The organism is Bacillus cereus group sp. Bce019 (assembly GCF_051781745.1).
GTDB classification, from domain to species: Bacteria; Bacillota; Bacilli; order Bacillales; family Bacillaceae_G; genus Bacillus_A; species Bacillus_A cereus.
Genome location: NZ_JBPWJX010000001.1, coordinates 303,550 through 328,173, shown reverse-complemented (window position 1 = coordinate 328,173; position 24,624 = coordinate 303,550). Strand labels below are relative to the sequence as shown.

Here is a 24,624-nt window from a genome sequence, read left to right as displayed (position 1 = left end):
GACTATTTTGTAAAGCAAGATAGCTAACGATATTTTTCCAAATGTTTGCAGGAATTTCATTATAGCTTCTCTAAATAGAGCACTATGAAAACTTTATTATGAAGGGATGTTTTTCATCATGGTTACAAATCGAGTTGTCTTTTTAACAGGTGCTGCAAGTGGTATTGGTTATGAAATGGGAAAGGCTTTTGCAAAAGAAGGTGCAAAAGTTGTGATTACCGATCGGCTTGAAGAACGTGCAAAAGAAGCTGCTGAACAATTACAAAATGAAGGTTTTCAAGCTATCGGTTTAAAATGTGACGTTACATCTGAAGAGGAAATTACAGCAGCAATTTCTCAAACAGTTGATCATTTCGGTTCATTACATATATTAATTAACAACGCAGGAATGCAACACGTTTCACCCATTGAAGACTTTCCAACTGAAAAGTTCGAGCTACTAATTCAAATTATGCAAATTGCTCCGTTTATTGCAATTAAGCATGCCTTTCCGATTATGAAACAACAAAAATATGGTCGTATTATTAATGTCGCTTCTATTAACGGCCTTGTCGGGTTTGCTGGAAAAGCTGCCTACAATAGTGCAAAACATGGCGTAATTGGATTAACAAAAGTTGCCGCTTTAGAAGGTGCTACGCATGGTATTACTGTTAATGCCCTTTGCCCTGGTTATGTTGATACCCCCCTTGTACGTAATCAACTACAAGACTTAGCTACTACACGAAATGTACCACTTGAAAATGTTTTAGAAGATGTTATTTATCCACTCGTTCCACAAAAGCGCTTATTACAAGTACAAGAAATTGCAGATTATGCGATGTTTTTAGCGAGTGAAAAAGCTAAAGGTATAACTGGTCAAGCTGTTGTTATCGATGGTGGTTATACCGCTCAATAAAAATAAAGTTTGCTCAAGAAGAGCAAACTTTATTTTTTATCCCAAGGATCTTCGTACTTTAGTAATTGCCGCGGGAGCTTCTCAATTGCAACAATTACCCCCTCTAATTTACTTTCAATACGGTGGAGTAAATATAATGTTACAACAATCGGAAACCCTACATTACCTATCATCTTGATCCACTCTTCCACCCTCTTCCCCTCCTTTCATTATATAAGTAAGAGAAAACACTGCATTTAGGCATAAAAAAACAAGCTATTATGTATTAGCTTGTTTTTCAAATAATGATGCAATTTCTCGTTTATAGTCCCCGCGTATAATACCTTTCTCAGTAATAATTCCTGTAATTAATTCATTCGGCGTTATGTCAAATGCTGGATTATAAACATCCGTTCCAATTGGTGCTACTTGTTTTCCAAAGATTTTCGTAACTTCTGTTTCATCTCTTTCTTCAATAATAATTTCGGCTCCAGTTTCTTTCGTAACATCAAATGTTGACAGTGGCGCAGCAACGTAAAATGGGATATTAAAGTACTTTGCTAAAATAGCTAAATTCATTGTCCCTATTTTATTGGCTGTATCTCCATTTGCGACAATTCGATCCGCCCCCACAATAATTGCGTTTATTTCTTTCGTTTGAATAGCATGAGCTGCAGTATTATCTGTTATAAGGGTCACATCAATATTTGCTTGCTTCAATTCCCACGTCGTTAAGCGACCACCTTGTAAAACTGGTCTCGTTTCACACGCATATGCATGTAAACGCACACCTTTCTCTTTTCCAATATAAAAGGGAGCTAATGCAGTTCCATATCTGGCAGTTGCGATACTTCCAGCGTTACAGATTGTTAAAATATTATCGCCATCTTTAAAGCATGTTAACGCATATTCCCCAATATTTCGACACACCTCTTCATCTTCCTGTTGAATGCGAAGCGCTTCTTCTTCTAATATTTTTTGTGCTTCTTTTATTGTAGTAATCTCTCGAATAGATTCTCTCATACGATCAATTGCCCAAAATAAATTTACTGCCGTTGGGCGTGATGTCCCTAAATAGTTACAGTCTCTATTAAACTTCTTTTGAAATTCTTCGATATGTAAAGTATTATATTTTTTCGCTGCAAGCGCCAAGCCAAATGCAGCTACAATTCCAATTGCAGGCGCTCCGCGTACTTCTAACATTATGATACTTTTCCAAACCTCTTCAATAGTCGTTAATGTTTTGTATTCTGTGCTATGTGGCAATTTCGTTTGATTTAATACCGCAATTGCATCCCCTTTCCAACTTACAGATCTCGGAACAGTAACGATTGTACTCATGCTTTTACCCCCCTTGAAACTGTCTGTTGAAATAATGTTCGAAACAGTTGAATATCAGCACTTTTAGATTCATATTTTATTAGTTCTTTTCCTAAGGATAGCGCTTGTTTCTTAGCTTGAATTCTTGTTTCTTTATTTTCTATTTCATCTAAATCTGCTACATGAGCTAAACCAATTGTTCTACGAATTAGTTCACATCCGGCAAATCCAACAGCATCAGTAAAGATATTTTGCAAAATAATTGGTAACCATTGCTTTTCTTTCGTATATGCTTCTACACCTTCTCCAATCCATAACTTTGTAAAAGTCTCTACAAAATAACTCCACGTCTTTTCTATATGGAAAAATAGTACACTTCTCTTTTCTTCTCCTCTAGATAACGCATTTAATAATAGATTTGCAATAAATTGACCTATGTCAAACCCAAATGGGCCATATGTCGCAAATTCTGGATCAATCACTTTCGTTTCAGAAGGTGACGAAAAAATACTACCAGTATGTAAATCACCATGAATAAGAGTTTCTTTTCTTGTTAAGAACTTATATTTATATTGTGCTACTTTTAGTTTTAAAGTTTTATCACTCCAAAGTTCATCAACCACGAGCTGTAAATCTGGCTCATAATCATTTGTATCATAATGCCCAAACGGATCTGTAAACACTAAATCCTCTGTAATTTTACATAGGTCCGGATTTACAAAGGTACCTTCTAGTATCCTCTTCTCTTCTGACTGTAAACCAAAATCTGAAGTGTAAAATAAAACATGTGCTAGAAAACGACCAATATGCTGGGATAAAAGCGGATATTCTTCTCCGTCTATTAATCCTTTTCTTGTAATCGTTAGTCTTGATAAGTCTTCTATTACCGTTATCGCTAACTCTTCATCATGACTGTACACTACTGGAACATAATCCGGTACATACTGCGCAAAAATTTGTAATGCCTTGCTTTCAATCGTTGCTCTTTTTATAGACAATGGCCAACTTTCACCAACTACTTTCGCATAAGGCAGTGCTTGTTTTATTATAATGGATTTCGCTCCATCATCTAATTTGAACACGTAATTTAAGTTTCCATCTCCAATTTCATGACAAAGGACATTTGCCTTCTCTTCAAAATAGCCATGATCTTTCGCATATTGTACAGCTGTTATTTCTGTTAATGAATAATATCCCATCGTCTTCTCCCCCTTTTTAAATTCAGAGGTTTTTCTAACATAGAAAAACCTCTTTCCACTAAGAAAGAGGTTTGAAGTTTATCTTCTCCCCTCTTATCTGCCAGAAAGTTTTACTTTCTGCTGGAATTAGCACCGTGCCTTTTGGCGTAATAAACGCCCCATTTCACAATGGTATTACGGTCGGTTGCTGGGCTTCATCGGGCCAAATCCCTCCACCTGCTCTTGATAAGAGTTGTATAATTTTTTGAATTTTTAACTTTATGTTGAAGACTATACCAAGAATAAAAATCACTTGTCAACATTTTATTTGTATAATTCTGGACGGCGATCCGCAAAAACTGGAATTCCTTTACGTACTTCTTTAATTTTCTCGAATACAAGCTCTCCAAATAAAATTGATTCCTCTTCATTCGCCTCTACTACAACTTCACCCCAAGGATCTACAATTAAAGAATGACCTGCAAACACATTATTCGGATCCTTTCCTGCTCTATTACACGCAACAACATAACACTGATTTTCAACTGCTCTTGCTTGCAATAGCAAACGCCAATGTGCTAAACGAACTAATGGCCATTCAGCTACAACAAATAATACTTTTGCACCTTTCGCAGTATGAACGCGCATCCACTCCGGAAAACGAATATCATAACAAATTGCGCCGGCGCACTCTACATCATCTAACTTAAATTCACCTGTACTATTTCCAGCGATTAAATATTTATGTTCATCCATAAGCTGAAATAAGTGCACTTTACTATATTCATTAACTAGTTCTCCTTTATTAGTTACAACATACATTGTATTTGTAACACCTTGCTCTGTTTGCTTCGCTATAGAACCACCGACAATATGTACACCATATTGCTTCGACCATTCTTTCAACTTTTCTTTCGTTTCCAATCCATCCCTATCTGCAATTTCAGAGAGCCTAGTTAAATCATATCCTGTTGTCCAAAGTTCTGGTAAGACAATAACATCTGGTCTTTCCTTCACCGCTTCACTTATTTTATTTTTAGCATTCTCAATATTTTTTTCTACATCTCCAAAGACAATGTCCATTTGAATACATGCGACTTTCATTTTGTCAGCCCCATTCATAATTTTTTCTTTACAAAATACTGGAAAGATTATATCATTTGTCACTAGAATTGTAACAACTTTCAAAAGAGGTGGAAAGTATGAAATTATTTCAACCTTCTGAGATAGTAACATCATTGCCGACACAATTTTTCGCTTCACTTGTTGCAAAAGTTAACAAAGTCGTAGCAGCTGGTCACGATGTTATTAATCTAGGTCAAGGTAATCCAGATCAACCAACACCGCAGCATATCGTAAAAGCTTTACAAGATGCTGCAGAAAAGACCATTCATCATAAATATCCGCCATTTCGCGGACATGAAAGTTTAAAAGAAGCCGTGGCAACATTCTATCAACGTGAATATGATGTAGTAGTAAATCCAAAAACAGAAGTTGCTATTTTGTTTGGCGGAAAGGCTGGATTAGTAGAATTACCAGTTTGTTTTACAAACCCTGGTGATACGATTCTCGTTCCAGATCCAGGCTATCCAGATTATTTATCAGGAGTTGCTTTAGCAAAAGCACAATTTGAAACAATGCCACTTATTGCAGAAAATAATTTTTTACCAGATTATACGAACATTGATGACTCTATTGCCGAGCGTGCAAAATTAATGTTTTTAAACTATCCAAATAATCCGACCGGTGCTACTGCATCAAAAGATTTCTTTAATGAAACCATTCATTTTGCTAATAAGCATAATATATTAGTCGTTCATGATTTTGCTTACGGTGCGATTGGATTCGATGGTCAAAAACCAGTTAGTTTCTTGCAAGCAGATGGCGCGAAAGATATAGGAATTGAAATTTACACGTTATCAAAAACTTTCAATATGGCCGGCTGGCGCATCGCTTTTGCTGTAGGGAATGAAAGTGTGATTGAAACAATTAACCTATTACAAGATCATATGTATGTTAGTATATTCGGTGCAGTTCAAGATGCTGCTCGAGAAGCGCTATTAAGTTCACAGTCTTGTGTAATAGACCTTGTAAATAGTTACGAATCTCGAAGAAATGCTCTTATTTCAGCCTGTCACTCAATTGGTTGGAATGTAGACATTCCAACAGGATCATTCTTTGCATGGCTTCCTGTTCCAAAAGGATATACCTCTGAACAATTTTCTGATATTTTACTAGAAAAAGTACATGTCGCAGTTGCTCCTGGTGTTGGATTTGGTGAGCATGGCGAAGGGTATGTCCGTGTTGGTCTCTTGCATACAGAAGATAGATTACGAGAAGCCATTAATCGAATTGATAAATTAAATTTTTTCAAAAAATAATTGACAACATGAAAAATATCTGACAAAATTCAGTTATCTTAAAATTTTAAACATTTCTAAATACTTCTTATCAAGAGCAGGTGGAGGGACGAGCCCGACGAAACCCGGCAACCGATCTACAATTGTAGACACGGTGCTAATTCTCGCAGCATTACGCTGACAGATAAGGAGCTGGTTGTAAAAAAACCTCTCCTTAGCTGAGAGGTTTTTTTATTTAACTAGGAGGTTATAACAATGAGCGGAATTATAGCGACGTATTTAATTCATGACGATTCACATAACTTAGAAAAAAAGGCGGAACAAATTGCACTCGGATTAACAATTGGTTCTTGGACTCATTTGCCACACTTATTGCAAGAACAATTAAAGCAGCATAAAGGCAACGTCATTCATGTTGAGGAATTAGCTGAACATGAACATACCAATTCGTATTTACGTAAGAAAGTAAAACGCGGAATTATTAAAATTGAATATCCGCTATTAAACTTCAGTCCAGATTTACCAGCGATTTTAACGACTACATTTGGAAAGCTATCACTTGATGGCGAAGTAAAATTAATTGATTTAACTTTTTCAGACGAGTTAAAAAAACATTTTCCTGGTCCAAAATTCGGGATTGATGGTATTCGAAACCTTTTACAAGTGCATGATCGTCCTCTTTTAATGAGTATTTTTAAAGGAATGATTGGACGAAACATTGGGTATTTAAAAACGCAATTACGCGATCAAGCAATTGGTGGTGTAGATATAGTAAAAGATGATGAAATATTATTTGAAAATGCATTAACACCACTTACGAAACGCATTGTATCTGGAAAAGAAGTTTTACAATCTGTTTACGAAACATACGGTCATAAAACGTTATATGCCGTAAATTTAACAGGACGAACTTTTGATTTAAAAGAAAATGCGAAACGTGCAGTGCAAGCTGGAGCTGATATTCTATTATTTAACGTATTTGCTTACGGACTAGATGTACTACAATCACTTGCAGAAGATGATGAAATCCCAGTTCCTATTATGGCACATCCTGCTGTAAGTGGTGCTTATTCAGCATCCAAGTTATATGGAGTTTCATCTCCATTATTACTTGGAAAGCTACTACGTTATGCTGGGGCTGACTTTTCATTATTCCCATCTCCATACGGAAGTGTTGCGCTAGAAAAAGAGGAGGCTCTTGCTATCTCAAAATATTTAACTGAAGACGATGCATTTTTCAAGAAGAGCTTTTCTGTTCCGTCTGCTGGTATTCATCCTGGTTTCGTTCCCTTTATTGTACGAGATTTCGGTAAAGATGTTGTTATTAATGCTGGCGGCGGGATACACGGACATCCAAATGGAGCGCAAGGCGGCGGTAAAGCTTTCCGTACTGCAATTGATGCTACTTTGCAAAATAAACCACTCCATGAAGTAGACGACATAAATTTGCATAGTGCACTACAAATATGGGGAAATCCCTCTTATGAGGTGAAATTATGAGTATTCAAGTATTTTGTGATTTCGATGGCACGATTACAAACAATGATAACATTATGTCCATTATGGAAAAATTCGCACCACCAGAAGCCGAAGAAGTAAAGAATAAAATTTTATCACAAGAACTATCCATTCAAGAAGGTGTTTCTCAATTATTTCAATTCATACCTACTAATCTGCACGATGATATTATTCAATTTTTAATAGAAACTGCTGAAATCCGTAGTGGTTTTCATGAGTTTATACAATTCGTAAAGGAAAATAACATTTCTTTTTACGTGATATCAGGTGGAATGGATTTCTTCGTCTATCCACTCTTACAAGGAATCATTCCAAAAGAGCAAATTTATTGTAATGAAACAGACTTTTCAGCAGAGTTTATTACAGTTAAATGGCCTCATTCTTGTGATGATCATTGTCAAAATCATTGCGGATTATGTAAATCATCATTAATCCGTAAATTAAGTGATACAGATGACTTTCATATTGTAATTGGAGATTCTATTACTGATTTACAAGCCGCGAAACAAGCTGATAAAGTATTCGCTCGCGATTTTCTTATTACAAAGTGTGAAGAAAATCATATTGCTTATACACCATTTGAAACATTTCAAGATGTGCAAGCTGAATTAAAACTTTTGTTGGAGGTGAAGGCATGAAACAACTTTTTCGTCAATGGTATGACTTAAGCGAGATAAAAAAAGAGTTAACAACACGAAATTGGTTCCCAGCAACAAGTGGTAATATTTCTATAAAGGTTAGTCATGAACCACTTACTTTTCTTATTACAGCAAGCGGTAAAGATAAAACAAAAACCACTCCAGATGATTTTCTATTAGTAGATCATGTAGGAGTTCCCGTTTTAGAGACTGAATTACACCCTTCAGCAGAAACAATATTGCATACACACATTTATAACAATACGAATGCCGGGTGCGTACTTCATGTTCATACAACCGATAATAATGTCATCACAAATTTATATAGTGATGCAGTCACCTTTCAAAATCAAGAAATTATTAAAGCTCTCGATATTTGGGAAGAAGGTGCAACAATTCAAATTCCTATTATTGAAAACCATGCCCATATCCCAACGCTTGGAGAAAACTTCCGAAAGCATATACAAGGAGATTCGGGTGCAGTATTAATCCGTAACCACGGTATTACCGTATGGGGCCGAGATAGCTTTGATGCAAAGAAGAGATTAGAAGCTTATGAGTTTCTATTCCAATTTCATATAAAACTATTATCAATTCAAGGAGGCGTTTCTAATGGCGCAAATTCGTATTCATGAAGGAAATACTCGTATTGAAAATGAAGTGGAAGTATCTAAATTTCTACAAGAGGAAGGCGTTTTATATGAGAAATGGAATATTTCTAAACTTCCTACTCATTTAAATGAAAATTATTCGTTAACAGATGAAAACAAAGCTGAAATATTAGCTGTGTTTTCAAAAGAAATTGCTGATGTTTCAGCACGCCGTGGTTATAAAGCACATGATGTAATTTCACTTTCAAATAGCACCCCTAACCTTGACGAATTATTAATTAATTTCCAAAAGGAACACCATCATACAGATGACGAAGTTCGCTTTATCGTCAGTGGTCATGGCATTTTCGCTATTGAAGGAAAAGATGGGAAATTCTTTGATGTTGAACTTGAGCCAGGCGATTTAATATCTGTTCCTGAAAATGCAAGACATTATTTTACTTTGCAAGATGATCGCCAAGTTGTAGCTATTCGTATTTTTGTGACAACTGAAGGCTGGGTTCCAATCTATTAAGGTAGTTAGTTGAATAAAAGGACTTGGATCCCCTTTTCCAAACTTTTATTCACTCTACATATATACATCCTCCTATGGAACAGGCTTATTTCATTTTGAAATAAGCCTGATTTTTTATTTACTTGAAGTACCATTTCATCACAAATTTAACACCTTGATTTTTCAAGTGCATTTTTTGAACTTTTTTTGAACATTTATTGAACTTTTTTTGAACATTTATTGAATTTTTTCTGAAAATTCTGTTTTGTATGTGATATACTACAATTAACTGAGAAGGAAAATAATATCGCAAACAGAGGGGGATAATCATGAGCTTACTTATCGCACTTATACTTGGGGTTACATGTGGAGCATTTCCTGTTATTTTAGGAGCTATTATGGAAGAGTTAGAAATTGGTGTTTTAGGATTTGTCGCATCTTGTGTAAGCGCTTTATTATTTGGTTTATTCGGTGCTATTCCTGTTTCAATTCTGTGTGCTTTTTATATAATACGCCATGCTCGTACAAAACAATTTGGTCCTAATCACATCGCACAAATTATCCCATTCCCGGTTGAACGATGCCGCCGCGCTTCTAACTTATAATTATAAAAATTAAAGATGACTAAATAAATAAAAGTCCTCAAATGAGGACTTTTATTTATTTTCTTCTAGAAATTGAAACAATTCTTGTAGATGTAGGGCATCTTCACCATAGCTAACAGATACATGAAATATACCGTCAATCTCAGCTTGCATATAAAGATCCACTCCATCACGATCATATTTCAATGCCAAATAAAACTCCATTTCTTCTAACATCTTTTTTGAGGTTCGAATTACATAATGCCCCTTCTCATCTCTTCCATATTCAAATTTTGGTTCAAAATCATATTTTTGTTTAAAAGCTTCTTTTTGTTTCTCATTAATTTGCATACAAGTAGCTCGCTGTACAGTATCAATCATCTCATCAAACTTTTGAAGGTCCACCTCGTTTACCCCCTTATATATTTTTTATATAGTACTTGTGTTCCACTATTTTCTTCGCCATCCTTAATTAACTCTTCATACAATTCTTTCGCCAAACTTAAGCCTGGGACTGGTAATTGTAATTTTTCTGCTTCCTCTAAAGCAATTTTCATATCTTTCATAAAATGCTTCACATAAAATCCTGGCTCAAAGTCTCCTTTTAACATTCGAGGAGCTAAATTACTTAATGACCAGCTACCTGCTGCCCCTGTTGAAATACTCTCTAACACTTTATCTGGATTCAGTCCAGCCTTCTTCGCGTAAGCAACAGCTTCACATACTCCAATCATATTGGAAGCAATCGCAATTTGATTGCACATTTTTGTATGTTGTCCACTCCCAGCTGGTCCTTGTAATTGAATGTTTGTTCCTAACTTTTCAAGTAAAGGTAAGCATCTATCATATATTTCTTTCTCCCCACCTACCATAATTGCGAGTTTTGCTTCTTTCGCACCAACATCTCCTCCTGAGACAGGTGCATCTAACGTATATATATTTTTGCTTTTTGCAACTTCATTAATCCGTTTTGCTAAAGTAGGTGTAGATGTCGTAAAGTCAATTGCTATCGTACCTTCTTTTGCATGTTCTATAATTCCTTCTATACCAAAATACACTTCTTCTACATCATGTGGATATCCAACCATTGTCATTACAATATCAACTTGCTTTACTAACTCTTTTGGCGTATTACACCAATTTGCACCATCTTGCACTAAAGAATCTGTTTTTGCTTTCGTTCTATTATATACATATACTTTATGACCATCTTGCATTAAGTGATAAACCATACTTTTTCCCATTACGCCAATACCAATGAAACCTATTGATAAAGTTTTATGTTCCATTTTCTCATCCCCTTTGTTCTAATAAATCATTTACCATCTTTCGGAACTCTTTATTAAAGTCATCATCCATACTATTTTTCACATTTGAAAATAAAATAACAAAAGTTCCTTTTTCTTTATTAAAATTATTGAAAGTGTTCCAACCAGATAATACACCATGATTATGAAAATAATCTGGATATATATAAAAACTAAATGCATATTTCCGTTCTGCTGAAGGTGAAAACATTGCTTGTATACTTTGTTCAGAAAGAAGTTTTCCATTTATAATTGCTTCGTCTAATTTCTTCATATCTCCAACTGTCGTATACATCTCACCACAACCATATAACCAATCCATACCTAACTTCTGCGCTGGTACAAGCTCTTGATCTTTTTTCACATAACCCTTTGTAAAATTTTTATCTCCAGGTACCATATTTCCCATACCGGATTCATGCATATCTGCTTTTACAAATATGTTTTCTTTTATGTAATCTCCTAAAGGTTTTTTCGATATATGTTCTATTATATAAGCAAGCACCATATAATTATAATCTGTATATCTCCAACCCGTTCCTGCAGGAAATTCTAAATTTTGACGTCCAATCCAATTCATTAACTGTAAGCGAGAAGCCGCATTAATATTGCCTTTTGCGTGTTCAGGTAAACCAGAGGTATGCGTTAATAAATGATATAGCGTAATATTTTTATTCTCCGGAAATGAAGGAATATATTTATTTACATTATCTTGAATATTCAATTTCCCTTGTTCTTGCAGCTGTAAAATAGATGTGGCAACGACTGTTTTCGTAATAGAACCGATACGATATTTTGTTTGAGGCGTATTTTCTATTTTATTTTGAACATCAGCATACCCATATCCTTTATTCAATATAACATGCTCTTTATCTGTTACCAAAACTGTTCCATTGAATTGCTTTCCGACTAAATATTGATCTAATTTTTGAGATATGCTAGCATAATCAATTTGTTGCTCTTCTTTTTCTTCTATATTCCCTTGTACTTCCGATTCAATAGTAGGATTCACTTTAGTTGTTAATACAGTGTTTTCCTTTATATTGGGGCTAACAAGAAAATAGTATACTCCGCCGCCAACTATAGCAGACAGTGAAGCCACCACCATTACTTTTTTTATCATATTGATCCTCCATAATTCCTTCGCTAAAAATTGTCCCCCTATTCTATTATCAAACAATAAAAAAAAATCGCAACAATTTGTTGCGAAAAATCACATTTTTTCTTTTCTATACACACATACTTGATTCTTTCCATTTTTTTTCGCTTCATATAATGCAATATCCGCTCGTTGCATTAATTCTTCTCTTGTAGTTCCTTGTTCATATAACGCAACTCCAAAGCTAGCTGTTAACTTCGAAATTCCAGTGAATTGCTTTGTTTCAATGAAGAATCGTAATGATTCCGCAACTTGAAATGCTTCCTTTTCTACTGTATTTGTCACTAATATAATGAATTCTTCCCCTCCCCATCTTGCAAATACATGTTGCTGCTCCACTTTAGATTTCATAAGCTCTGCAAGTTGTATTAATGCCAAATCGCCAAAATCATGACCATATGTGTCATTAACTGTTTTAAAATTATCTATATCAAATAAAATAATTGCTATTTTCTCATCGTTACGTATTACCTTTTCCCATTCTACCTCTAGTATTTGTTGAAACTTTAAACGATTATAAATCTCTGTCAATGAATCTATCATAGCAAGTCTTTCTTGTTCTTGATAGATTTCATCTAATTCTGTAATTTCCGTGCACTTTACAATAAATCTTGATAAATCTTCTGGCAATGGTGTCGCACGTAATAGAAAAGTAGATACTGCCCCTTCATAATTTGACATCTTAATTCTTCTACCGCTTGATAAAGTATCGTCTAGCCATGTTATATCATGTGTCGTCGAGTAGTATCCATTTTCTCTAATAAAATGTTCAGCAAATACTAAATGTTGCTCGCGATAGGCAAACAAATTTTCATATCCGAAAAACGTTAAAAAATTTGTATTACAATCAACAATTTCATCATCTTCTACTATAAATAATAAATCATTTTGAAAATCAAACATCGTTTGAAGCAGTTCCTGTTGTAAACTAACTTGCCTTACTAAAGAAAGTTGATACAAACTCTTATTCACTTCTTCTAACACTGCTTGCGGAGTTACAGGGGCTATTACAATATTACGTATTCCTAATGCAAGTACATCTGTAAATTCCTTTGTTATTTGTTGATCCCAAATGACAATGAATGTACTTTGCGAGGTATACATATTCTTTATATATTTTATTTGAGAATAATCTGTTACATACATAATTATAATGTGCGGTTTCGTTCTTTGAAATAATAGTTCGCCCTCTTCAAAACTATTTGCTATAAACATACATTTTGGATGGATATTTTCTATCGTTTGTTGATGTTTACATCCATTTTCTATATAAAGGACATTTAACTGCAGATCTTGTAACACATTTTGGAAAACCGTATTCTCTAATAAAAAATGTAGTATGTTCATCACTAGTCTTCACTCACTTCATATATCTTGTTCTACTGAATTCCTCACAAACATTTTTAAAAGACTGTTCTCCAATAAACTTTAATTTGTGAGAAATACATATTAACAAGCTAATTGAGAATGTTATCTTCCCTTTTCACTCTATAAATTCCTTTTTTAGTGTATGATTATAGGAATTATATCGTTTGTATGAATGCCCTAGCTTATTTCTTAAAACTTGACAATTAAAATAAAGATATTATATTCTTAAATTCGATAACTTACAAAATGTAAGTAATATACATTGCGTTTTCCCGATAATTTTATATACAATTTGGAGGATATATTATGACAAACGACAACTTTTTTAACGTTCTATATGAACGCACATCTACACGTGCATTCAACCCAAATAAAGAAATCTCATCTACAGAATTACATGAGATTTTAAAAGCAGCAGCACAAGCACCTTCCGCTTGGAACTTACAACACTGGAAATTCCTTGTTTTTCAAGGTAAAGATGTACAAAAACGATTACACCCAATAGCTTATAACCAACAACAAATTCTTGATGCTTCTGCAGTAGTCGCTATTTTAGGTGATTTAGAAGCTTATAAAAATGTTGAGCCAGTATATGGTCCAATTGTAGAACAGGGATTTATGAAAGAAGAAGCAAAAGAACGCTTAGCTAAAAATATTGAATCTGCATATGCTCGTGAACAATTCCCAAGAGATGCTGCCTTTTCAAATGCATCTTTAGCAGCAATGCAACTTATGCTTGCAGCTAAAGCAACTGGTTGGGATACTTGTGCTATTGGTGGCTTCAATCCACAAGCACTGACAGACGAATTTAACGTTTCATCTCGTTACGTTCCAATTATGCTTATTACAATTGGTGAATCAACTTTAAAAGGCCACCCTGCACCTCGTATGAGCGTAGAGCAAATGAGCGAGTGGGCAAAATAATAAAAATCGAAGGTAACTACATTGCCTTCGTTTTTTTATTTCCTGTCATACTTTTGTAATATTACTACAAATCATTCGACATTTATACTTATGGAAAAGTATATTCTATTCCCTCTTCATAAATAAACGTGACGTTTCGTGTCGAATTTTGTTAAGGCGTTGAAATATACTCGTGTATTTTTGTTACAATTGTGATACAATGATAACAAATAGATAACAAGAGAGGGATTTTCATTGAGTTCATACGGAAGCTTTATCGCACTTTTATGTTACATAGTAACTGTACTGCTTCTATATTTTATTGGTGATGCCGCAAACATCTCCATTTTACAATTCCCAAAAGAAGAAGCATTCCAATTGGAATCAGAAAAACATACTGCACGATCCATTGTACCACTACTCCTAGCTCTTCCTGTATATATCATCGTTTTATATAAAAGTAAAAAAGTGTAAAGGCTACCCATTTCATTTATTTCGGTGGTTTTTACATTTTTTTGTTATATTTCCCCTATTTTAAACATCATTCCATACTAAACACCCAGCTAGTCATTTAAAATGAGAAAATCCCCTAGAAAAAATTCCACTCTCTGTCCAGTCACTAACTACCGAACTTACATAGATTATAAGTGTGAAGGGGGTGATGAGGATTATGTTTGGATCATTTGGATGCTGTGATAACTTTAGAGACTGTCATCATCATGAAAGAGAGCGCGACCATCGTGAGAAAGAGAGAGAGGTTAAACCACAACAACCAGCTGTATGTAACGTACTTGCTAGCATTTCAGTTGGAACAGAGCTTTCTCTATTAAGCGTTAAAGGTGTTGGATCTTTCAACAATGTAATTTTTGAAGGTTTCTGTAACGGTGTTGCTCTTTTCTCTGCTTTAGCTCGTAATGACAAAGATAACAAAGATAACAATAAAGACGATAAACACAATCAAAATCGAAATACTTTTACTGGTATTTTACGTGTATGCCCAACTGATATCGTTGCTATCGCTATCTAATTCTGTTCCTTATCTTTAAGAGTAAGAAAATAAGCTTTATTTTTCTCATAGAAAAAACCTGAGACCGATTTCAAATCGACTCAGGTTTTTTTATTGATTATATGCTTTTAACTAGTTCAACAACTTCTTCAGCAGTTGACATCATTAATGCTTTTTCTGCTAATGTTTCCATTTCTGCTTTTGACAACTTGCTTAGCTGTGTTCTTGCAGGAAGAATAGATGTTGCACTCATACTGAACTCATCTAAACCTAATCCTAATAATAATGGGATAGCAAGTGAATCGCCCGCCATCTCACCACACATACCAGCCCATTTGCCTTCTTTATGAGCAGCATCGATAACCATTTTTACAAGACGTAAAATAGATGGGTTATATGGTTGGTATAAGTAAGATACTTGTTCGTTCATACGGTCTGCAGCCATTGTGTATTGGATTAAATCATTTGTTCCGATAGAGAAGAAGTCAACTTCTTTCGCGAATTGATCTGCTAATACTGCTGAAGCTGGGATTTCAACCATCATACCAACTTCAATAGAATCAGAAACAGTTGTACCCGCTTCTACAAGTTTCGCTTTCTCTTCTAATAAAATCGCTTTCGCTTGACGGAACTCATCAAGAGTTGCAATCATTGGGAACATAATTTTTAAGTTACCGTATACGCTAGCACGAAGTAATGCACGAAGTTGTGTACGGAACACATCTTGCTCATCAAGACATAAGCGGATTGCACGGTATCCTAAGAATGGGTTCATTTCTTTTGGTAAATGTAAGTATGGAAGCTCTTTATCTCCACCGATGTCAAGTGTACGAACAACGACTGGTTGACCTTCTTTTACACCTTCAAGAACTGCTTTATATGCTTCGAACTGCTCTTCTTCTGTTGGAAGATTGTCACGGCCCATGTATAAGAATTCTGTACGGTATAAGCCAACGCCTTCTCCGCCATTATCGATAATACCTTGTACATCATTTGGTGTTCCGATATTTGCAACAAGCTCAACGTGATGTCCGTCACTTGTTACAGTAGCTTGGTCTTTTAATTTAGCCCATTCAGCTTTTTGCTCTTCAAATTTCGCTTTCTTTTCTTCAAACGAACGAAGAGTTTCTTCTGATGGGTTTACAATTACTTCTCCATCTAAACCGTCAATGATAACGATATCGCCATTTTGGATTTTCTCCATAACAACTTTTGTACCAACAACAGCTGGAATTTCCATAGAACGAGCCATAATTGCTGAGTGAGATGTACGTCCACCGATATCAGTAGTGAAACCTTTTGCATACTTACGGTTTAACTGAGCTGTATCAGATGGTGTTAAATCTTCAGCAATGATGATTACCTCTTCAGAAATTGTACCAGGATTTGAGAAGTTAATTCCTAGTAAATGTGCAAGAACGCGTTTTGTTACGTCACGAATGTCCGCAGCACGTTCTTTCATATATTCGTTATCCATGTTTTCAAACATAGAAATAAACATTGATGCAACTTCATCCATTGCAAATTCAGCATTTACTTTTTCGCTATTTACTTTATCTTTTACTGGGTTTACTAGTTCTGGATCATTTAACACTAATAAATGTGCTTCAAAGATTGCAGCTTTGTCAGCACCTAGCTCAGCAAATGCGTGGTCCTTAATAGCTTCTAATTCAGTTTTTGCTTTCTCAAGCGCAGCGTCTAAGCGTGCAATTTCTGCAGCTTCGTTTGTAATTGATTTCTTTTCGATGTTAAATTCAGGATTTTCAAGTCTGAAAGCCTTTGCAATAGCAATCCCACTTGATGCAGCGATCCCTTGAATGTTAAGAGTCATTATTCTCCTAATCCTTCGTTTTTCATAGTTTCTTCGATAGCTGCTAGTGCTTGAGCTGCATCATCACCATTTGCAGTGATTTTAATTTCTGCGTTTTGTTGAATGCCTAAAGACATAACGCCCATGATTGATTTTAAGTTAACGTTCTTTCCGTTATACTCTAAGTTAATATCAGAACCGAATTTGCTTGCAGTGTTTACAAGTAGAGTTGCTGGACGAGCATGAATTCCTGAGTCGCTAGTTACTTTAAAGATTTTTTCCATGATAATTTATCTCCTTTAAATTACAGTATTTTTTAGTTGTATAGACGTGAGTACTACATCATCTATTGTATATAATAGGCGATGTTCGGTCAACCACATCGCCTATTATAATTATAAACATTTTGCGTCAAATTCCTACTGAATGTCAATAATAGCGGTTTCGCCCTTCTTAACATTTCCATCTTTTTTCAATTCGACTTGTTGCCCTTGTTGTAAGTTTGTAAAGACAATTGGTGTAATGATAGATGGTGCATTTTCTTTTACAAATGCAAGATCTACTTTTAATAATGGTTGGCCTTGTTTCACCTTGTCGCCTTGTGCTACAAGCGCTTCAAAACCTTCACCATTTAATTTTACAGTATCAATACCGAAGTGAATTAAAATTTCTTTTCCGCCTTCAGATTGAATACCAATCGCATGTTTTGTAGGGAATACATTGACAATCTCACCGTTCACTGGAGAAACTACTGTTCCTTCAGTTGGCTCAATTGCAAATCCGTCTCCCATCATTTTTCCTGAGAATACTTGGTCAGGTACTTCTGTAATTGGTAAGATTTTTCCTTCGATTGGTGATACAATTGTTTCATTTTCATCAACTTTTTGAGGAGTTTCTTCCACTTTTACAGGTTCTTCTTTTTCAACATGAGGTGTACGACCTGACATAATATCATGAATTTGTGATTTTAATGTGTCAGATTTCGGTCCGAAAATAGCTTGAATGTTATTTCCAACTTCAAGTACACCAGCTGCTCCAAGTTCTTTTAAGCGGTCTTTGTTTACATTCTTTTGTTCGTTAACTTGAACACGTAAACGAGTAATACAAGCATCTAAAGAAGCAATGTTTTCTTTACCACCAAGTGCTACTAATACTTCACGAGGGAGTTCGCCTGCTTCTGCTTTTCCTGCGCCGTCATTTGCATTTGCCACTTCACGACCAGGTGTTTTTAGATTCCATTTACGAATTGCAAAGCGGAATCCGAAGTAGTAAATAACTGCTAGTACAAGACCAACAATAATTACCCACCACCATGCTGTACGGCCTGGTAGTACACCGAATAATAGGAAGTCAATTAAACCACCAGAGAATGTCATACCAATTTTAACACCTAAAATTTGCATTGTCATAAATGATAGACCAGCAAATACAGCGTGAATTCCGAATAATACTGGCGCTACGAATAAGAATGAAAATTCAAGTGGCTCTGTAATACCTGTTAAGAAAGATGTTAATGCTGCAGAACCTAAAATACCTGCTGCTAATTTTTTATTTTCTGGACGTGCTTCATGGTACATTGCTAAAGCTGCTGCTGGAAGACCGAACATCATGAACGGATACTTACCAGTTGTAAATGTCCCTGCTGTTAATTCTACACCGTCTTTTAACTGTGCCATAAAGATTTTTTGGTCACCACGGATTAATTCGCCAGCTGCATTTGTATACTGACCGAATTCGAACCAGAACGGTGAATAGAAAATGTGATGTAATCCAAATGGAATTAATGAACGTTCAATTAAACCGAATATAAATGCTGCAATTGTTCTATTTGCATCAATCATTTGATGTGAGAACGTGTTCAAGCCACCTTGAATGTATGGCCAAACGAAGCACATGATAATACCTACTATTAAAGAGAATGTTGCAGTTGCGATCGGTACGAAACGCTTACCTGCAAAGAAACCTAAGTATGATGGTAATTCAATGTTGAAGTATTTATTATAGCAATATGCCGCTACTATACCGACGATAATACCACCAAATACCCCTGTTTGTAGCGTTGGAATACCTAATACGTTTGCATACGCTGGATCTGTAAATCCAATTTTTACTGGGTCTGCTCCAGAACTTGTTACTTTCACTAGCTTATCTACTTCTAAGAACACACTCATCGTTTTGTTCATAATTAAGTAGCCAACGAATGCTGCTAAACCAGCTACTCCGTCTCCACCAGCTAAACCAATTGCTACCCCAACTGCGAATAATAATGCAAGGTTAGCGAAAATAATATCACCAGATTGTTCCATAATTTTTGCAACCATTACGAACCAATCTGCTTTTAAAGCAGGAATAACATTTGTTAACTGTGGATTTTGAAATGCATTACCAAATCCAAGTAAAATACCTGCCGCCGGTAAAATCGCTACTGGAAGCATTAACGCTTTTCCGACTTTTTGAAGAACACCAAAGATCTTCTTAAACATGGAAACCCTTCCTCTCTTATCTATATTGATACCTTCCGACAAACGCCAAAAAGACATGAGGAAAAAAAGATAGAACGATAGCTATACAAAGGGTAGTATATCCCTTTCTCTAGCTTACATTCCTTACTTTTCTCCACTCATGCCTGATCGAATCAGTAACACGTGTCAAAAATAGGTTTACGTATAAGTTCACTATAATTAAGGCAAACGTTTTCGTTACTCACCTTAATGTGTTTGTCGAAATTTGTATAACTTTGCAATAGTTATTATACATAACTATTGTAAGCGATTCAATCATTTTTTTTAACGTTTTCATTTTAGACAAAAATATATGACTTTTTACACATGCTCTGCCTTTACTAAGCGTTGCAAGTGCATCGTTAAATAAATACTTTCAGCTTCATATACAGGTAGTTGCAACTCTTTTTGCATGACCTTAACTAGCTTCCAAGCCAAGTTATAGCAAGCTGGATACTCCGCCTTTAATAAATCAGCAAAACTTTGCGATTCCTCTACTTTTTCTCCTTTTTTCACCCTCTCAATAGCATATTGAAGATGACGAATAAGACGTAAATAATGAATGCTCTCTTGATCTAATGTAATTTGTAAGTTTGTCTCAATTAAAGATACAAGTTGTGCAATGAGACGGGAGTTTTGATTAACTGAAGATAAATCAGAATTTGTAAGCGAACTGTAAATGTGAAGTGCAATAAAACCAATTTCTCCTTCAGGCAATGTAATTTGCAAACGAGAATTTAAAAGTTCTACAACACCTTCCGCAATTTCATATTCCTCTGGATAGAGCATTTTTGTTTCAACTAAAAAAGGGTTATCAATTGTAAGTCCTTGTTTTAACCTTTTAATCGCAAATGAAATATGATCTGTTAACGCAATATGAATATGTTCATTTAGTGGCGATTTCGCTTTCCCTTGAATGTACAGCATAATATCGTTCATCAATTCAATTAATTTTTCACTAATATGCGGCACTAATAATTTGTATTGTTCACGATCACGTTCATTTTTTAAGACAAACATCTTTTCGATTTGTTCTTGCTCCAATACATCTTTCGCTTTTTTCCCAAATCCAATTCCTTTACCAATCACTACTACTTCCTCGTGTTCCGGATGGCTAGCAATGATGACATTATTATTTAAAACTTTTTTAATTTCTAGATAATTACTCATATAACACCACCCTCGTACTTAAATAGCCTACTTTTATGTTACAGAATATTCTTCTTTGTCGTCAATGTAAAACATCTGCCATTTAATAAAAATTCATTTTTTAGACATGTTTATATATGATGCGTATAATGTAAGAGCAACTGTACATAGAAAGGAGATAACAGCATGATTAAAATGTTTGTAAGTGATATCGATGGTACAATGATGCAACACGGAGGTCTTATTGACGAACAAGATGTTGCGGCACTGCGCAGCCTTGCCGAGCAAAATGTTATTCTTTGCTTCGCTTCCGGAAGACTTGATAATGAAATTGCAGATTTAATGAAAGCTGTAAATACAAATTTTCATCGCATTAGTGTAAATGGTGTTTTTGTATATACACATGAAAATAAACAACTATTATCTGCAACTTTTGATTCCAGCATACTTCCCGATTTGTTAGCTATGACGAATGAAGATCCTTATTTCCGTTATGTAAGTGATGAGCATAATTATTACATTGAAGAGAAAACACCTTTCATTCAAGAACTTGAACAACAAGTAACTATGACTTCTGTTGAAGAACCAAACTTACTACAGAAGATTGATGATACAATTTTCCCAAATAAAATTTCTGTCGGTGGAACAAAGGAGAGCTTACAACTCCTTCAGAAAAAAATTGATGAAAAATTCCACGGGAAAGTTAGTACTTTCATCTCAGCAGAACAATGTTTAGATGTAATGCCACCGAATGTTAGTAAAGGCTCTGCCATTTCTGTTTTATTAAATGAGTTTCAAATAAAACCTGAGGAAATTGCTTGTATAGGGGATTCTTATAATGACATTCCTATGTTTTCTTTAACTCCTCACAGTTTTGCTATGTCGCAAGCAGATGATGCAGTAAAAAAACACGCTCACTATGTAGTAAATCACGTCAAAGATGCTGTTAACCACGTAATTGCTCATAATAAAAATACGACTCATTCCTTATAAGGATGAGTCGTATTTTTATTTCTTTACATGTTAATCATTTTCAATTCCACTGTACTTCACAAACTGAAATATACTATTTGTTACGTGCGATATTCGTAATAAATTTATAACGATCTCCACGATAAATACATTTCACGTACTCTAGCGGTATCTCACCTTCTGAATATGACCATTGACGCATTACAAGTACAGGCGCCTTTTTAGGAATATGCAGATGTTCAGCTTCATTTTCCGTCGCAACGGAAGCTTCAATTGACTGAGTAGCGCTAACAAGTTTAAAGCCCAGTTTTTTCTCTAAATGTTCATATAAAGATTGTTGCAATATCTCTTCGTTAATATCTTTTACAAGAGCTGGCGACAAATATGTCGTCTCAAAAGCAATCGGTTCATCATCAGCTAAGCGAATACGCCTCACTTCATAAACCGATTCCCCCTCCTGTATTCTCAACCGGTCTGCTATTTTAGCAGTAGCTGGAACTAGGCGGAAACTAAGTAATTGACTACTTGGGTTCATCCCACGAGAAATCATGTCTTCTGTGAATCCCGTCATTCCTTGCAATTTTTGTTCCACTTTCGGAAGTTGGACAAATGTTCCAATTCCACGCTTCCGATATAAATAGCCTTGTTCCACTAAATTATTAATCGCCTGTCTGATTGTCATTCGACTCACTTCGAACTTATCACAAAGTTCATTCTCAGATGGGATTTTATCTCCCGGCTTCCATTCGCCGTCCTCAATTAGCTGTTTCACCCACTCTTGAATCTGATAATAGATCGGAAATGGTGAATACTTGTCGATGTTCATCAGCAATCGCCTCACTGCATAAAGATAGAGCTTCTTGATCAGCGATTACGGTTACATTCGGATGACGTTGTAAAACTGTAGCCGGACACTCTTCACTATATTCACCTTGCAATAATTCTTTAACAGCTTCTGCCTTTTTAGAACCCATCGCAACAAGTAGAACTTGTTTCGCTTTCATAATGCTTCCAATTCCCATTGTAATCGCATGAGTTGGCACATCTTCTTCTTTTTCGAAGAATCGAAGGTTTGCTTGGCGTGTAGATTCTGTTAATTCAACAATGTTTGTTGGAGAATTAAACGGTGTTCCTGGCTCATTAAATCCGATGTGACCGTTTTCACCGATTCCAAGAATCTGTAGGTCAACTGGGTTAGCAGCTAGAATGCTCTCGTAACGTTTGCACTCTTCCTCTAAATCACTTGCCATCCCGTTTGGTACATAAGTTTGTTTAAATGGAAGATGATCAAACAACTGTTCTTGCATGAAATAGTGATAGCTGTTTTTATCTTCATGTGGTAAATTTACGTACTCATCTAAGTTTACAGTGGTTACACGGCTTGTATCAAGTTTATTTTTTCGCATTTCTGCATAAATACCTAATGGAGAGCTTCCTGTAGCCATTCCTAATGTTGGATTTTCTTTTGTTTTTACAACTTCTTCAATTAATTTATAACCTGCTTCTGCTAATTCTTCTGGAGTTTTTACAACAAGAATATTCATTTAATTACTTCCCTTCCTTCATATGAATTCCTAAACGAACCGTATCATATACATGTAAATCTTCATTCATCACAACAAAGTCTGCATCTTTTCCTACCGCCAATGCACCTTTATTATTTAATCCAAACTCTTCTGCTTGGTTAACTGATGTCATAAGTACTGCATCTTCGATTGAACAACCTGTAAATTCAATTACATTTCGGAAAGCTTGATCCATTTTTAGAATACTACCAGCTAACGTTCCATCTTCTAATCGAGCACTACCATCTTTTACATGTACTGGCTGTCCGCCAAGCTCATATAATCCATCTTCAAGACCTTTTGCACGCATTGCGTCAGTAATAACACTTACTTTTTTCGGTCCTTTTAACTTATATGCTAATTTCACCATATCAGGGTGAATATGAATACCATCTGTAATTACTTCAACCATTACATCTGGATTTAATAACACATGACCCACAACTCCTGGTTCACGGTGATGTAATCCACGCATTTGATTGTATAAATGTGTCGCATGTGTAATCTTTCTATTTTTTAGTTGCGCATCAATTGCATCTGTATGCCCCATTGTGCCAACTACACCAGTTTCAGCAAGATATTGTTCAAACTCTAATGCTCCCTCTTCTTCTGGTGCATATGTTACTAATTTAATTAAGTTCCCACTTGCTTCTTGCCATTGTTTAAATTGCTCAATATTTGCAGGAACGATATGTTCAAGTGGCTGTGCACCTGCACGTTTCTTTGAAACATAAGGTCCTTCTAAATGAATATATTCGAAATGCGCTCCTTTTTCTTTTGCTTCTTTCGCAGCAGTTAACGCTGCTTCAATTGCCTCTGGAGCTTGTGTCATTGTTGTTGGGAAGTAAGTTGTAACCCCTTCTTTTAACATTTCTTTACCTAGAGTTACTAACCCATCGCTATTTGCATCCATCGCATCAATATCGTATCCACCATGAATATGAACATCGATCATACCTGGAATTATAATCTTCCCTGTAGCATCAAAAACAGTTTCATTTTCTTGTGGTACATATTGAGCCATCAAACCAATTTCTTTAATGGTTTCTGCGTAACGAATAAATCCGTTTTCCACTATTTCTTGACCTGTGTAAATTTTGGCATTGATGACAATTTGCGTTTTCATTTTCATCGATCCTTTCCCATGAATTACCTACTTGTTATTATTACCTTATTCGCCTAGTTCCATCTTAATATACGCACGAGTAGTTGTCTATACATTCTAATGAAATTTCCTTTTTATTCAACAGAAAAGGAAATTTCTTACGTCTCTTATAATTATAATATATATTATTCATTTTTCCAAAA

26 protein-coding genes and 2 riboswitches are annotated in these 24,624 nt (G+C 35.3%); of the genes, 11 read left to right on the top strand and 15 right to left on the bottom strand.

Annotated elements, in window-relative coordinates; all coding sequences use genetic code 11:
- Positions 1 to 118 precede the first annotated feature (118 nt).
- Entirely contained in the window at positions 119 to 895 is a 777-nt protein-coding gene (locus ACS2QP_RS01860; RefSeq protein WP_000258428.1) for a 3-hydroxybutyrate dehydrogenase, read from the top strand.
- Between the two features lie 29 nt (positions 896 to 924).
- On the opposite strand, the gene ACS2QP_RS01855 is transcribed toward ACS2QP_RS01860, so the two are convergent.
- The 4 genes from ACS2QP_RS01855 to ACS2QP_RS01840 all read right to left on the bottom strand — a co-directional run bounded on the left by ACS2QP_RS01855 (position 925) and on the right by ACS2QP_RS01840 (position 4,560).
- Positions 925 to 1,086 carry a YvrJ family protein gene (locus tag ACS2QP_RS01855; protein WP_063246026.1) on the bottom strand — a complete coding sequence of 54 codons (162 nt, stop codon included), beginning with the start codon at positions 1,084 to 1,086 and terminating at the stop codon, positions 925 to 927.
- 67 nt (positions 1,087 to 1,153) lie between these two features.
- Positions 1,154 to 2,215 carry an S-methyl-5-thioribose-1-phosphate isomerase gene (gene mtnA / locus ACS2QP_RS01850; RefSeq protein ID WP_000104604.1) on the bottom strand — a complete coding sequence of 354 codons (1,062 nt, stop codon included), beginning with the start codon at positions 2,213 to 2,215 and terminating at the stop codon, positions 1,154 to 1,156.
- A complete protein-coding gene (gene mtnK / locus ACS2QP_RS01845) occupies positions 2,212 to 3,393 on the bottom strand; it encodes an S-methyl-5-thioribose kinase (protein ID WP_326234915.1) in 1,182 nt (393 codons plus the stop codon). The genes mtnA and mtnK overlap by 4 nt, the downstream gene beginning before the upstream one ends.
- Before the next feature lie 90 nt (positions 3,394 to 3,483).
- Positions 3,484 to 3,625, bottom strand: a riboswitch (SAM riboswitch).
- A gap of 71 nt (positions 3,626 to 3,696) precedes the next feature.
- Positions 3,697 to 4,560 (bottom strand): carbon-nitrogen family hydrolase, encoded by an 864-nt coding sequence (locus ACS2QP_RS01840; RefSeq protein WP_063537334.1) that lies wholly within the window; start codon positions 4,558 to 4,560, stop codon positions 3,697 to 3,699.
- A gap of 14 nt (positions 4,561 to 4,574) precedes the next feature.
- Here ACS2QP_RS01840 and ACS2QP_RS01835 point away from each other — a divergent pair, with 14 nt between their 5' ends.
- The 6 genes from ACS2QP_RS01835 (at position 4,575) to ACS2QP_RS01810 (ending at position 9,597) form a co-directional block, all read left to right on the top strand.
- Complete coding sequence (locus ACS2QP_RS01835; RefSeq protein WP_017673601.1) at positions 4,575 to 5,753, top strand: pyridoxal phosphate-dependent aminotransferase; 1,179 nt, start codon at positions 4,575 to 4,577, stop codon at positions 5,751 to 5,753.
- 64 nt (positions 5,754 to 5,817) lie between these two features.
- A riboswitch (SAM riboswitch) is annotated at positions 5,818 to 5,923 on the top strand.
- 64 nt (positions 5,924 to 5,987) lie between these two features.
- The gene (mtnW, locus tag ACS2QP_RS01830) at positions 5,988 to 7,232 is read left to right on the top strand and encodes a 2,3-diketo-5-methylthiopentyl-1-phosphate enolase (protein ID WP_000014180.1); all 1,245 of its coding nucleotides are present in this window, start codon (positions 5,988 to 5,990) and stop codon (positions 7,230 to 7,232) included.
- Positions 7,229 to 7,888 (top strand): 2-hydroxy-3-keto-5-methylthiopentenyl-1-phosphate phosphatase, encoded by a 660-nt coding sequence (locus ACS2QP_RS01825; RefSeq protein ID WP_017673600.1) that lies wholly within the window; start codon positions 7,229 to 7,231, stop codon positions 7,886 to 7,888. Before mtnW ends, ACS2QP_RS01825 begins: the two co-directional genes overlap by 4 nt.
- On the top strand, positions 7,885 to 8,523 hold the full coding sequence (locus ACS2QP_RS01820; RefSeq protein WP_061457686.1) for a methylthioribulose 1-phosphate dehydratase: 639 nt from the start codon (positions 7,885 to 7,887) through the stop codon (positions 8,521 to 8,523). Before ACS2QP_RS01825 ends, ACS2QP_RS01820 begins: the two co-directional genes overlap by 4 nt.
- The gene (locus tag ACS2QP_RS01815) at positions 8,501 to 9,013 is read left to right on the top strand and encodes a 1,2-dihydroxy-3-keto-5-methylthiopentene dioxygenase (protein ID WP_000057300.1); all 513 of its coding nucleotides are present in this window, start codon (positions 8,501 to 8,503) and stop codon (positions 9,011 to 9,013) included. Before ACS2QP_RS01820 ends, ACS2QP_RS01815 begins: the two co-directional genes overlap by 23 nt.
- A gap of 308 nt (positions 9,014 to 9,321) precedes the next feature.
- The gene (locus ACS2QP_RS01810; RefSeq protein WP_000054659.1) at positions 9,322 to 9,597 is read left to right on the top strand and encodes a hypothetical protein; all 276 of its coding nucleotides are present in this window, start codon (positions 9,322 to 9,324) and stop codon (positions 9,595 to 9,597) included.
- Positions 9,598 to 9,648: 51 nt separating this feature from the next.
- On the opposite strand, the gene ACS2QP_RS01805 is transcribed toward ACS2QP_RS01810, so the two are convergent.
- The 4 genes from ACS2QP_RS01805 to ACS2QP_RS01790 all read right to left on the bottom strand — a co-directional run bounded on the left by ACS2QP_RS01805 (position 9,649) and on the right by ACS2QP_RS01790 (position 13,389).
- A complete protein-coding gene (locus ACS2QP_RS01805; RefSeq protein ID WP_000365621.1) occupies positions 9,649 to 9,981 on the bottom strand; it encodes a DUF3909 family protein in 333 nt (110 codons plus the stop codon).
- A 5-nt stretch (positions 9,982 to 9,986) separates the two neighbouring features.
- Complete coding sequence (locus ACS2QP_RS01800) at positions 9,987 to 10,865, bottom strand: NAD(P)-dependent oxidoreductase (RefSeq protein ID WP_000400431.1); 879 nt, start codon at positions 10,863 to 10,865, stop codon at positions 9,987 to 9,989.
- 4 nt (positions 10,866 to 10,869) lie between these two features.
- Positions 10,870 to 12,006, bottom strand: a complete 1,137-nt coding sequence (locus ACS2QP_RS01795) for a serine hydrolase (RefSeq protein ID WP_061457687.1) — start codon at positions 12,004 to 12,006, stop codon at positions 10,870 to 10,872.
- 90 nt (positions 12,007 to 12,096) lie between these two features.
- On the bottom strand, positions 12,097 to 13,389 hold the full coding sequence (locus ACS2QP_RS01790; protein ID WP_001023185.1) for a GGDEF domain-containing protein: 1,293 nt from the start codon (positions 13,387 to 13,389) through the stop codon (positions 12,097 to 12,099).
- 327 nt (positions 13,390 to 13,716) lie between these two features.
- Between ACS2QP_RS01790 and ACS2QP_RS01785 the strand changes: the two genes are divergently transcribed.
- The 3 genes from ACS2QP_RS01785 (at position 13,717) to ACS2QP_RS01775 (ending at position 15,340) form a co-directional block, all read left to right on the top strand.
- Positions 13,717 to 14,334 carry a nitroreductase family protein gene (locus ACS2QP_RS01785; protein ID WP_000180390.1) on the top strand — a complete coding sequence of 206 codons (618 nt, stop codon included), beginning with the start codon at positions 13,717 to 13,719 and terminating at the stop codon, positions 14,332 to 14,334.
- Positions 14,335 to 14,568: 234 nt separating this feature from the next.
- Positions 14,569 to 14,787: a hypothetical protein gene (locus ACS2QP_RS01780; protein ID WP_000100485.1), complete on the top strand. Its 219-nt coding sequence runs from the start codon at positions 14,569 to 14,571 to the stop codon at positions 14,785 to 14,787.
- Positions 14,788 to 14,983: 196 nt separating this feature from the next.
- Positions 14,984 to 15,340, top strand: coding sequence for a DUF3915 domain-containing protein (locus ACS2QP_RS01775; RefSeq protein ID WP_000468023.1), 357 nt, complete (start codon positions 14,984 to 14,986; stop codon positions 15,338 to 15,340).
- A 97-nt stretch (positions 15,341 to 15,437) separates the two neighbouring features.
- On the opposite strand, the gene ptsP is transcribed toward ACS2QP_RS01775, so the two are convergent.
- From ptsP to glcT, 4 genes are all read right to left on the bottom strand, one after another.
- On the bottom strand, positions 15,438 to 17,150 hold the full coding sequence (gene ptsP, locus ACS2QP_RS01770; protein ID WP_000174207.1) for a phosphoenolpyruvate--protein phosphotransferase: 1,713 nt from the start codon (positions 17,148 to 17,150) through the stop codon (positions 15,438 to 15,440).
- Positions 17,150 to 17,413: a phosphocarrier protein HPr gene (ptsH, locus tag ACS2QP_RS01765; protein ID WP_000411080.1), complete on the bottom strand. Its 264-nt coding sequence runs from the start codon at positions 17,411 to 17,413 to the stop codon at positions 17,150 to 17,152. The genes ptsP and ptsH overlap by 1 nt, the downstream gene beginning before the upstream one ends.
- Positions 17,414 to 17,548: 135 nt before the next feature.
- A complete protein-coding gene (gene ptsG, locus ACS2QP_RS01760; RefSeq protein ID WP_119683887.1) occupies positions 17,549 to 19,612 on the bottom strand; it encodes a PTS glucose transporter subunit IIABC in 2,064 nt (687 codons plus the stop codon).
- Between the two features lie 339 nt (positions 19,613 to 19,951).
- Positions 19,952 to 20,800 (bottom strand): glucose PTS transporter transcription antiterminator GlcT, encoded by an 849-nt coding sequence (gene glcT, locus ACS2QP_RS01755; RefSeq protein ID WP_086403787.1) that lies wholly within the window; start codon positions 20,798 to 20,800, stop codon positions 19,952 to 19,954.
- Between the two features lie 165 nt (positions 20,801 to 20,965).
- Here glcT and ACS2QP_RS01750 point away from each other — a divergent pair, with 165 nt between their 5' ends.
- Positions 20,966 to 21,772, top strand: coding sequence for a Cof-type HAD-IIB family hydrolase (locus tag ACS2QP_RS01750; RefSeq protein WP_000594243.1), 807 nt, complete (start codon positions 20,966 to 20,968; stop codon positions 21,770 to 21,772).
- 73 nt (positions 21,773 to 21,845) lie between these two features.
- Here ACS2QP_RS01750 and ACS2QP_RS01745 read toward each other — a convergent pair whose 3' ends face one another.
- From ACS2QP_RS01745 to nagA, 3 genes are read right to left on the bottom strand one after another with little or no spacing between them, the layout of a single operon-like run.
- On the bottom strand, positions 21,846 to 22,577 hold the full coding sequence (locus tag ACS2QP_RS01745; protein WP_014894892.1) for a GntR family transcriptional regulator: 732 nt from the start codon (positions 22,575 to 22,577) through the stop codon (positions 21,846 to 21,848).
- A complete protein-coding gene (gene nagB / locus ACS2QP_RS01740) occupies positions 22,507 to 23,295 on the bottom strand; it encodes a glucosamine-6-phosphate deaminase (protein ID WP_001024210.1) in 789 nt (262 codons plus the stop codon). The genes ACS2QP_RS01745 and nagB overlap by 71 nt, the downstream gene beginning before the upstream one ends.
- Positions 23,296 to 23,299: 4 nt before the next feature.
- Positions 23,300 to 24,442 (bottom strand): N-acetylglucosamine-6-phosphate deacetylase, encoded by a 1,143-nt coding sequence (nagA, locus tag ACS2QP_RS01735; protein ID WP_002179749.1) that lies wholly within the window; start codon positions 24,440 to 24,442, stop codon positions 23,300 to 23,302.
- Between the last annotated feature and the right edge of the window lie 182 nt (positions 24,443 to 24,624).